The organism is Pseudomonas sp. MWU12-3103b, assembly GCF_023100615.1.
Classification (GTDB): Bacteria; Pseudomonadota; Gammaproteobacteria; order Pseudomonadales; family Pseudomonadaceae; genus Aquipseudomonas; species Aquipseudomonas putida_A.
Window position 1 is genome coordinate 1 of the sequence record NZ_JALMEY010000052.1, and the last position, 394, is coordinate 394.

The 394-nt window shown below is 63.7% G+C and carries 1 protein-coding gene; it reads right to left on the minus strand.

The genetic code is table 11. The features are described 5' to 3' along the window. Window positions 1-394 (minus strand): hypothetical protein (locus tag M0808_RS28430; RefSeq protein ID WP_247843195.1); only part of this gene is annotated, 394 nt, incomplete at both ends.

Genomic DNA, 394 nt, shown 5'->3' on the forward strand with positions numbered 1-394 from the left:
TCGCGTGCCGTCGGGATTGATCTTGCGCGAGACGAGGTGCAGGTCGTCGTCATACTCGTAGCGGGTGATGTGGCCGAGTTCGTCGCGCTCGGCAGTGACCTGGCCGTAGGCGCCATAGCTGTAAGCACGGGTAGCGCCCGTAGGAAAGGTCGTCTGAATTAGTCGGCCAACAGCGTCCCACTGCTGGCGGGTGATCGCGCCGTGCTCGTCGCAAGTGGTCGTCCGTCGCCCCAGCGGGTCGTAGGAAAAGCGCCGCACACCACCGTCGGGCAGGGTTTCCTCGATCAGTTGCCCGAGGTCGTTCCACGACAACTTGTGCCTGCTGCTGTCCGGGTAGCGGATCGACAGCAACTGCCCGCGCGTGTCGTAGTAGTAATGGGTGACCTGACCGTCG